The 8,042-nt window shown below is 49.7% G+C and carries 11 protein-coding genes; 5 read left to right on the top strand and 6 right to left on the bottom strand.

Annotated elements, in window-relative coordinates:
• From ACTHUT_RS11055 to ACTHUT_RS11045, 3 genes are all read right to left on the bottom strand, one after another.
• The coding region (locus ACTHUT_RS11055; RefSeq protein ID WP_440418801.1) for a DEAD/DEAH box helicase at positions 1–281 on the bottom strand (281 nt) is incomplete at its 3' end.
• Between the two features lie 216 nt (positions 282–497).
• Positions 498–833, bottom strand: coding sequence for a zinc ribbon domain-containing protein YjdM (locus ACTHUT_RS11050; RefSeq protein ID WP_440385883.1), 336 nt, complete (start codon positions 831–833; stop codon positions 498–500).
• Between the two features lie 59 nt (positions 834–892).
• Positions 893–1,231 carry a hypothetical protein gene (locus ACTHUT_RS11045; RefSeq protein WP_004519158.1) on the bottom strand — a complete coding sequence of 113 codons (339 nt, stop codon included), beginning with the start codon at positions 1,229–1,231 and terminating at the stop codon, positions 893–895.
• Between the two features lie 442 nt (positions 1,232–1,673).
• Here ACTHUT_RS11045 and ACTHUT_RS11040 point away from each other — a divergent pair, with 442 nt between their 5' ends.
• Entirely contained in the window at positions 1,674–2,630 is a 957-nt protein-coding gene (locus tag ACTHUT_RS11040; protein WP_365990043.1) for a DUF2167 domain-containing protein, read from the top strand.
• Between the two features lie 65 nt (positions 2,631–2,695).
• Here the strand turns inward: ACTHUT_RS11040 and gltX are convergent, their stop codons facing one another.
• A complete protein-coding gene (gene gltX, locus ACTHUT_RS11035; protein ID WP_440385882.1) occupies positions 2,696–4,090 on the bottom strand; it encodes a glutamate--tRNA ligase in 1,395 nt (464 codons plus the stop codon).
• 163 nt (positions 4,091–4,253) lie between these two features.
• On the opposite strand from gltX, the gene ACTHUT_RS11030 reads away from it, so the two are divergent.
• On the top strand, positions 4,254–5,348 hold the full coding sequence (locus ACTHUT_RS11030) for an ABC transporter substrate-binding protein (protein ID WP_440366516.1): 1,095 nt from the start codon (positions 4,254–4,256) through the stop codon (positions 5,346–5,348).
• A 106-nt stretch (positions 5,349–5,454) separates the two neighbouring features.
• On the top strand, positions 5,455–5,712 hold the full coding sequence (locus ACTHUT_RS11025; protein ID WP_049333040.1) for a hypothetical protein: 258 nt from the start codon (positions 5,455–5,457) through the stop codon (positions 5,710–5,712).
• A gap of 70 nt (positions 5,713–5,782) precedes the next feature.
• On the opposite strand, the gene ACTHUT_RS11020 is transcribed toward ACTHUT_RS11025, so the two are convergent.
• Both ACTHUT_RS11020 and arsC read right to left on the bottom strand, forming a co-directional pair.
• Complete coding sequence (locus tag ACTHUT_RS11020; protein ID WP_049323693.1) at positions 5,783–6,439, bottom strand: YdcF family protein; 657 nt, start codon at positions 6,437–6,439, stop codon at positions 5,783–5,785.
• A gap of 25 nt (positions 6,440–6,464) precedes the next feature.
• Positions 6,465–6,824, bottom strand: a complete 360-nt coding sequence (gene arsC, locus ACTHUT_RS11015; protein WP_004519164.1) for an arsenate reductase (glutaredoxin) — start codon at positions 6,822–6,824, stop codon at positions 6,465–6,467.
• Between the two features lie 169 nt (positions 6,825–6,993).
• Between arsC and ACTHUT_RS11010 the strand changes: the two genes are divergently transcribed.
• Both ACTHUT_RS11010 and ACTHUT_RS11005 read left to right on the top strand, forming a co-directional pair.
• On the top strand, positions 6,994–7,476 hold the full coding sequence (locus tag ACTHUT_RS11010; RefSeq protein WP_003747814.1) for a TlpA disulfide reductase family protein: 483 nt from the start codon (positions 6,994–6,996) through the stop codon (positions 7,474–7,476).
• 249 nt (positions 7,477–7,725) lie between these two features.
• Positions 7,726–8,042 (top strand): cell division ATP-binding protein FtsE (locus tag ACTHUT_RS11005; RefSeq protein WP_440418800.1); only part of this gene is annotated, 317 nt, incomplete at its 3' end.

The raw sequence follows: 8,042 nt of genomic DNA, 5'->3' as shown, positions 1-8,042 counted from the left end.
GCCGATGTGCTGCTGTTGACTGCCGCCGCTTCAATCCCGGCCACATGCAGGCTGGCCACTTGGTCGTTCATCAGCGCAATCAGCGGCGATACGACAACCGCCACGCCTTCGCGCATCAGCGCCGGAATTTGGTAACACAAAGACTTACCCCCGCCCGTCGGCATCAGCACCATCAAACTCTCGCCGCCGGCCAAAGCATTAACGATAGCCTCCTGCTTGCCACGAAATTCGGGATAACCGAATACTTCGTGCAAAATCTGTTTGGCGGTCGGCTGAGGCATAATGGTTCCGTAGAATAGGGGAAAGCGTTATTTTAACGGTTTTGCACCCGCGTATGTGCGGAACATTTTGCCGCCGTTTTTTCAGACGGCCTGAAATTCAACCCTATTAAATTTATTCAATTTTAAATAAAGATTTGTTTTATTTTGAATAAAATGTATAAAGGCCGTCTGAATCCTAATCTTTGGATTTCAGACGGCCTTTCAAAAATAAAATCTTTAGGCTTTTTTGACGAACTCAGATTTCAAGTTCATCGCGCTGCCATCGATTTTGCAACCGATATTGTGGTCGCCCTCTTGCAGGCGGATGCCTTTGACTTTGGTGCCTTGCTTGATGACCATAGAGCTGCCTTTGACTTTCAAATCTTTAATCAAGACAACCGTATCGCCATCTTGCAAGACCGCGCCGTTGGCATCTTTGACTTCCAATACATCATCGCTTGCAGCCGCAGCATCGACCTCGTTCCACTCATGGGCGCACTCAGGGCAAACGTATTGAGCGCCGTCTTCGTAAGTGTATTCGGAGTGGCATTTCGGGCAGAGAGGTAGGGACATGAGGTTTCCTTATAAATATGATAAAAGAAGCGTAAAACGCAAATAATACAATGTCTAAATTATTGATTCGCCTTGCTGCCGCCTACGCCGTAAACGGCATTCCACGCCGCATCCAACATCTGGCCGGCTTGTTGCAGCTTGGCATTTTGCTGCTCTTTCTGAGCCAAGGCCGTCTGAATTTCGCCTTTCAAACGGTCAATATCGGATTGCGCAGCCTGCAAACGGCGCTGCGCGCTTTCCAAATCGCTTTGCAGGGAAATGATTTTGCTGTCGTTGCTGTTTTGCTCATGCAAAGCGGCACGGTAAACCGATTGGACGGACAGCAAACGGTCTTCTGCCTCACCGGCATACGCCGCGGCGGCGGATAACATCATCAGGGCAAGTAAGGTTTTTTTCATGGGTTTTCCTTTAAAGTTGTTTGATTTGTAAAGTAAAGCGCAGAGCCGATTTTTCAGCTGCCAAGTTTACATAATAGGCTTATTGGTCTTTGTTCTTGATGGTTTATTTTATCCAATCCGGACATTCAGGCTGCCGATAAAAGTTAATTCAATCAACTGTTGTGACAGGCAGCTATTATTTTCTCATATTCTCCGCCTTATTCCATTATTTTCTGGTTTTATGATAAAAGGCCGTCTGAAAAATTTTCAGACGGCCTTTTTAAATTTCACAATGATGGCTCTACCTCCCCTCAAAAAACTTTCCTGTATTTTTTAAATTACAGTCATATTTAGATATGTAAATATGATTTATTTATTGTAAAATTTACCCTTTAGTCATGCCGGAGCATATGGTGTTGCGGCTGTCTGCATCTTTTTTTAATTCTTCTTTCATGAGAACCCTATGATGAAAAGCAACCGTCTCGCCTACGCCGTTTTGGCTGCCCTCTTATCTATCCAAACCTTACCCGCGTCTGCGGCCAAAGCTGACACTGCTTCTGCCGTTGAGGCATCTGAGCAAGAAGCGCAACAAGCTCCGGATTCTGCCACAAACTATGTTGACGACCAGATCGTCCAAGGCCCGGCAACCGTTGATTTGGGCAATCAGGCCAAACTGAAACTGCCTGCAAAAATGGTCTTTGTGAAAAAAAATCGCGCCAACGCCATGATGAGGGAAGCAGGCAACGCCACAGATCCCAACCGCTACGGCCTGATTCTCCCCGAGTCGGAAAACGAGGACGGTGATACTAATTGGATGGTAGACCTAACCTTTACCGATTCCGGCTACATCAAAGACGATGATGCCAAAGAATGGGATGTTGAGGCCATGCTCGAGCAGCTGAAAGAAGGTACCGAGGAACAAAATAAAGAGCGTGCCTCCCGCAACCTGCCGGAATTGGAAACACGCGGCTGGGTGGAAAAACCGCAATATGATGCAAAGACCCATCGTCTGATTTGGTCGATTGACGTTCTGAATAAAAACGAACCCGATCCCAATCCTGCCATCAACTACAATACTTTCCAGCTGGGACGCGAAGGCTATATTGAATTGACTATGATCACCGATTTGAAAAGCATAGATCAATACAAACCTATTGTGCAAGAATTGTTAGGCAATATCGAATTCAATGAAGGCAAGCGTTACAGCGATTTCAATGCCGCAACCGACAAAGTGGCCGAATACGGACTGGCTGCCTTGGTCGGCGGTATCGCTGCAAAAAAACTGGGATTATTGGCCTTAGCCGGCGCATTACTGGCTAAATTCGGCAAACTGATTATTTTCGGTGCTGTTGCAGCGGGTGCATTGTTTAAAGGCCTATGGCGCAAAAAAGATAAAAACAAACCGAACGAAGAAGAATAAATAAATCCTGTTCAAAATAAAAAGGCCGTCTGAAACATTTCAGACGGCCTTTTATCATTCATGCCTTACGAACGGATCCGTTTCAACACTTCTTCTTTGCCGATTAAAGCCAATACGGCATCGACGCTGGGGGTTTTTGCCGTACCGCAGACAGCGAGGCGCAGGGGCATGCCGAGTTTGCCCATTTTGATGCCTTCTTCGTCGCAGAAAGGTTTGAAGAGGTCGTGGATGGCTTCGGCGGTCCAGTCTTCCAAACCTTCAAGGCGTTCGGCAAAGCGCAGCATACGGGCGGCGGCTTCATCATCCCAATGTTTCTGCACGTCTGCTTCGGCAGGGGTTTGTTTGACATAGAAGTAGAGGCACTCGTCGGCGAGGGTGTTCAGGTCTTGGGCGCGGTCTTTGACCAATGCCAACACGTCTTCCAAAGCGGGCTTGCTGGTTTCATGGATATCGCGCAGGGCGAGGCGCGGTTTCACCATTTCGGCGAGTTTGTCGTTAGGCGTGATTTTGATGTGTTCGCCGTTAATCCAGTAGAGTTTTTTCAAGTCCATACGGCTTGGAGACGGGGAAACGTCTTTCAAATCAAACCATTCGATGAATTGTTCCATTGTGAAAAATTCGTCGTCGCCGTGCGCCCAGCCCAAGCGTGCCAAATAGTTGAGCATGGCTTCGGGCAGGATGCCCATTGCGCCGAAATCGGTAATGGCAACGGTATCGCCGCTGCGTTTGGAGATTTTTTTGCCTTGCTCGTTAAGAATCATGGGCAAGTGGCCGTATTCGGGTAGGGTGGCGCCAATGGCTTTTAAGATGTTGATTTGTTTCGGGGTATTGTTCACATGGTCGTCGCCGCGGATAACGTGGGTAACGCCCATGTCGTAGTCATCCACGACAACGCAGAAGTTGTAGGTCGGTGTGCCGTCGGCGCGGGCAATAATCAGGTCGTCGAGCGCTTCGTTGGGAATAGAGATTTCGCCTTTGACCAAGTCCGTCCATTTGGTTACGCCGTCCAAAGGCGTTTTGAAACGGACAACGGGTTGCACGTCGGCAGGGATTTCGGGCAGGGTTTTGCCTTCTTCAGGGCGCCAGCGGCGATCGTAAGTCGCCGTGCCTTCTTTTTCGGCTTTCTCGCGCATGGCTTCCAGCTCTTCTTTGCTGCAATAGCAGTAGTAGGCATGGCCTTTTTCTAAAAGTTCGGCAATGACTTCTTTATAGCGGTCGAAACGGCGGGTTTGGTAAACGACGTTGTCGGCGTTGTCGTAATCAAGGCCGACCCATTTCATGCCGTCGAGGATGATGTTGACGGATTCGGCAGTAGAGCGCGCCAAGTCGGTGTCTTCAATACGCAATAAGAATTCGCCTTTATGATGGCGGGCAAACGCCCATGAGAACAGCGCGGTGCGTACGCCGCCGATGTGCAGGTAGCCGGTTGGGCTGGGGGCGAAACGGGTTTTGACGGTCATGATGGCTCCAAAATCTTTTAAAACGGTTATTTTACTTTTTCGGCGTGGTTTAAACAACGAACAAAAGGCCGTCTGAAAATAATGTCGGCGCAGAAGGACCGTTTGGGAACTTTTCTCCCGAAAACAAGACAAATGATAATTATTTCTTTGAAAGTATCCGCTCATGAACAAACGCGCTTTATTTACCGCCCTCGCCCTCCTGCCCCTTTTTGCCCAAGCCGAAATCAAAACTATCAAAGACGTATTGGGACGCGAAGTCAAAGTCGATGTCCCTGTCAAACGCGCGGTTTTGGCGTTTTACTATCCCGACTATATCGCGGTAACGGGCGCGGACAAATTTAAAAACGTCATCGGCATTTCGCGTGAGTTTTGGGAGAAATTCAATCCCGGCAGCTGGGCTATGTTCAAACAGAAGCTGCCTACGCTGCAAAACATTGCGGACATCGGCAACATCAACACCGGCACGTTTTCACTGGAGAAAACGCTCGCGCTCAAGCCGGACGTATTGATTCTGGCCGACTGGCAGTATAAGGCCATCGCCACCCACCTGCCGCGCATTAAAGCGGCAGGCATACCCGTCGTCGTGGTCGATTTCAACGCCGAAACCGTCGCGCGGCACACGCGCAGTGCGGAAATTTTCGGTGAACTCAACGGTACGCAGGCGCGCGCCCAAAAAATTGCCGCCGAATACGCCCGAGGCATTGCCGACATCCAAAAACGCGTCGCGCGCGCCAAGCAGTCCAAACCGAAAATCTATATCGAGTTCGGCGACAAAGGCCCGTCCGAATACAGCTACACCTTCGGCAAAGATATGTGGGGCGCGATTGCCGACACAGCAGGCGGCAACAATATCGCCGCGCCTTACGTTAAAAACTGGGGACCGGTAAACCCTGAAAAATTCCTGACGGCCAAACCCGACGTCATCGTCATTTCGGGGACGGAAAACGGCCATAAAGACAAGCCTGACATTATGGCGATGGGCATAGGCATCAGCCAGGCCGATGCGCAACGCCGCCTGGCCGGATTTGTCAAACGCAAAGGCTGGGCAGACATTCCTGCCGTCAAAAACAAACGCGTTTACGGCATCTACCACACCGCCTCCCGCTCGCTCGCCGATTTGGCCAGCGCGCAATTTATCGCCAAAACCCTGTATCCGCAGCAGTTTGCCGACATAGACCCAAACAAGACCTATCTGGACTTCTACCGCAAATACCTGCCCGTCGTGCCGGACGGTACGTTTTACATCCAATTGAAATAGCGGCTGCAAAAATCATAGGCTCAGGCCGTCTGAATATGTATGCTATACTAATAAGGCTTTATTATGTATAATTATTATTCTTTTTATTTAATGTATTGGACAAGATATGACTGAACAAAACCAAATCGGCCATCAACAGGCTCCAATTGTAAGCGTCAAAGAATGGTTGATAACAAACTTGATTATGATGATTCCGCTGGTCAATATAGTTATGATGCTTGTATGGGCATTCGGTTCAAACACCAATCCGAATAAAGCTAATTATTTCAAGGCTGCCTTGATTCTGTTTGCCATCGTAATGGTAATTTATCTGGTACTGGCTGTAGTCTTATTTGGCAGTGTAGCTGCAAATCAATATCAATAAGTAAGAATACATTTAGGCCGTCTGAAACCTAAAAGGCTTCAGACGGCCTTTTACATGGATTACCGAAAGCTCAACCACCTATCCAATTCCAAACCGCATCGCTCCATTTGCCGATACGGTAGAGAAACAAAGAATAGCTCTCCTGCATCAGAAACTTGGCTTTCTTGTTGCGCTCGTCAAAGCGCGTGGTCGGGGTGGCGGAGAACTGCGCGTCCGACAAGCCCAAATCGGCGGCCATTTCTTCGGCGCGCGCCAAATGATACGGGTCGCTGACAACGATAATGCTGCCGACTCCGTTGGCGTGCATGATGGGGACGATATTGCGCAGGTTTTCGTAAGTGTTGCGCGATGTGTTTTCAAACAGGATATTGTGCGCCGGTATGCCCTGCTTGAGCGCGTATCGGCGCCCCACTTCGGCTTCGGTCATGAATCCTTTTTTGGGCGTGCCGCCGGTGAAAATGATTTTGCCGACCCGATGGCTTTGGTAGAGCGTGATGGCGTGGTTGATGCGCTCACGGAATACCGGCGACGGGCGTTTGTCCCACGCCGCCGCACCCAACACCACCGCCGCATCGGCATGAGCGTCCTTCGGCAAGGTGTGCGAACCTGTCCGGTAAATCTGCCATGTGCCGCTCAAAAAAATACCGCACACCAGCAAAACGCTCAAAGCAAGGCCGCGAAACAGGTAGTATCGCAAGCCATTGCGGCTTTTAAGCAGGGAAATCATCTTCAGACGGCCTTATCCAACCCTATCAGCCGAGTAGGGCGGCAATGTTTTCCAACGGACGGCCGATGGCTGCGCGCGTAGGCGTTACCAAAACGGGACGCTCGAGCAGGGCGGGGTGTTCGGCGATTGCCTGAAGCAGGGCAGCATTGTCCAAATCGGGATTGTCCAAACCCAATTCTTTGTACAAATCGTCTTTCGTGCGCATCATGCCGCGCACCGATTCGATGCCGAGTTTGGCAAACATATCCTGCAAAGTCGCCAAATCGGGCGCGGTATCCAGATATTTGACCACGTCGGCGGCAACGCCTTTTTCTTCGAGCAAAGCCAGCGCGGCACGCGATTTGCTGCAACGCGGATTGTGATAAAGTGTGAATTCAGACGGCATGAAATTCTCCGTATTATTGCAAAATCATTCAATGATGGCGGTTATTATCGTCTGCAACTGATTTTTACTCAAACTTTTTACCTGATCTCTTGATATGAATCGGTAGGCATACCCACCAAACCGTTTTACAATAAACCCAATTTCGATTGGCAACCTCAAGGATACAACCATGAAAGCCTTAACCGCCCTTCTCTTGTCCGCCGCCGTTTTTACCGCTGCGCCAGCCTTTGCCGCCGACGAAACGGCAGGTTGGCAGGACAACAAACCGCAAAGCCTGGAATCGCTCAAAGCCCCCGTGCGCGTGGTCAACCTTTGGGCAACCTGGTGCGGCCCCTGCCGTAAAGAAATGCCTGCCATGTCCGCATGGTACAAAGCGCAGAAAAAAGGCAGCGTCGATATGGTCGGCATCGCACTGGATACGACCGACAATATCGGCAAATTCCTGAAACAAACGCCGGTCAGCTATCCGATTTGGCGTTACACCGGCGCCAACAGCCGCAACTTCATGAAAGCCCACGGCAACAACGTCGGCGTATTGCCTTTCACTGTCGTCGAAGCGCCGAAATGCGGCTACAAACAAACCATCACCGGCGAAGTCAACGAAAAAAGCCTGACCGCCGCCGTGAATTTGGCCAAAACCAAATGTAAATAAAACAGCGGATAGGGTACTTAACCTGCGCTGATACCGAGGCCGTCTGAAACCCAATCGTTCAGACGGCCTTTATTTCAAACCATATTGCTTTGTGTTGCAAACCGGCAGTGTATCCGCCGGCAGAACCGGGGTTTCACTATCAAAAAGCAGCCGAAATATTTATAATCTGTGAATATCCCCATTTTTTCAGACGGCATGTTGCCCTATCGATGATACCGGCCGTCTGAAACCCTATTTTCAGGAAAACCCATGATCCGTTTCGAACAAGTTTCCAAAACCTATCCCGGCGGTTTCGAAGCCCTGAAAAATGTCAGTTTCCAGATTAACAAAGGTGAGATGATTTTTATCGCCGGCCATTCGGGCTCGGGCAAATCCACCATTTTGAAGCTGATTTCAGGCATTACCAAGCCTACCAAAGGCAAGGTTTGGTTCAACAACCAAGACCTCGGCACCTTGAGCGACAATCAGATCGGCTTTATGCGCCAACATATCGGCATTGTCTTCCAAGACCACAAAATCCTCTACGACCGCAATGTCTTGCAAAACGTTATCCTGCCTTTGCGGAT

It is taken from the genome of Neisseria sp. P0022.S010, from assembly GCF_051956635.1.
Note: the sequence above shows the minus strand (reverse complement) of the source record. Positions and strands in the feature narration are given on the sequence as shown.